Annotated in this window: 3 protein-coding genes; all 3 read left to right on the top strand. The window is 34.3% G+C overall.

Annotation, left to right across the window (positions count from 1 at the left end; translation table 11 throughout):
- A partial coding sequence (locus F981_RS24070; RefSeq protein WP_004716970.1) for a hypothetical protein occupies positions 1 to 192 on the top strand: 192 nt, incomplete at its 5' end.
- Positions 143 to 463, top strand: coding sequence for an energy transducer TonB (locus tag F981_RS00010; protein ID WP_004716969.1), 321 nt, complete (start codon positions 143 to 145; stop codon positions 461 to 463). The genes F981_RS24070 and F981_RS00010, both read left to right, overlap by 50 nt.
- Positions 464 to 807: 344 nt before the next feature.
- A complete protein-coding gene (locus tag F981_RS00005) occupies positions 808 to 1,044 on the top strand; it encodes a hypothetical protein (RefSeq protein WP_004716968.1) in 237 nt (78 codons plus the stop codon).
- The last annotated feature ends 120 nt before the right edge of the window (positions 1,045 to 1,164 follow it).

Raw genomic sequence — 1,164 nt, 5'->3', positions numbered from 1 at the left:
AAAACTGACAAGAAATTTGTGGAATCCAAAAGTGAGAAAGTTGCACCTGTGGCCAATAAACAACCACAGCAGGTGTCAGCTGAAAATTCAAGTACAACAACAGAAACTAAGAAAGTAGCAGAGACTGAACCGAAGTCAAACCTTGCAACGCAGTCTATCAAAAGCACAATCCAGCCAAACAGCGACTTTTGATGTAAAAAACTATCAACCTGTTTCCAAAATTGCACCTACATATCCTGAATCAGCTTTAGATCGAAAGATCGAAGGGGACTGTACAGTTGTTTATAGCGTGAATGAAAAAGGAAGAGTTGAAAATCCAAAAGCACAAGGTGATTGTCATCCGATGTTTGTACGTCCTTCAATACAGGCTGCACTTAATTTTAAGTATCAGCCGAGATTAGTAGATGGCAAGCCGACGAGTGTATTGAATGTTAAAAATACATTTCAATATCGAATTTCATGAAATATACGTAAATATGAAGAATAAAAAATATCTTCTAATATCATTAAAGCGCCTGTCACTCCTCTCCTAGATAAATATCGTCTTCTTGTATAGGAGAGAACATCATGAGTAGATAATGTTATACCCTTAATTTTTTTCAATATAATAGAGAGCATATATCAGAGTTTTGATTTTTATCACTTCATTCCTGAACAAAGAAAACAAATAGGTTGTTCATTAGGAAATTTATACAATTGAACCTCGCAATAGGTAGGTATTTTGTTGGGTAATATTTCTGGTATTTGTAATACTAATCAGGCTAGAGTTAGGCACTTCTTTTTAAAAAGCACCAGAGGGTAAACCGAGTGAGTGACCTTAATTTAGATTTTTTAGACCAAACATTAGATAATAACGAGAAGAAGAATAAGAAAATTAAAAAGATACGAATTGGTTACAAGCTATATGACAAGTTTAGAGGGGATCCTAAATTCGCAGACGAAGTGGCTAATTCAGCTTTAGATCCGGATAAGCGTTGTTATCGCGGGATAAAGATTAAAATCACCCACGATGATTATGAACTTACATTTATAGCAGATGATTAATTTTTGATTGAAGAATTTCTTTAAGTGAAAACGGTAACAAATATTTAACTTGTGTGAATAATCATGTTTATGCAAAATTGAGACATATTTCTCGCGCTGGTAGTTATCCAGAGTTTGGTC

Origin of the sequence: Acinetobacter guillouiae CIP 63.46, assembly GCF_000368145.1 — a bacterium.
GTDB lineage: Bacteria > Pseudomonadota > Gammaproteobacteria > Pseudomonadales > Moraxellaceae > Acinetobacter > Acinetobacter guillouiae.
Note: the sequence above shows the minus strand (reverse complement) of the source record. Positions and strands in the feature narration are given on the sequence as shown.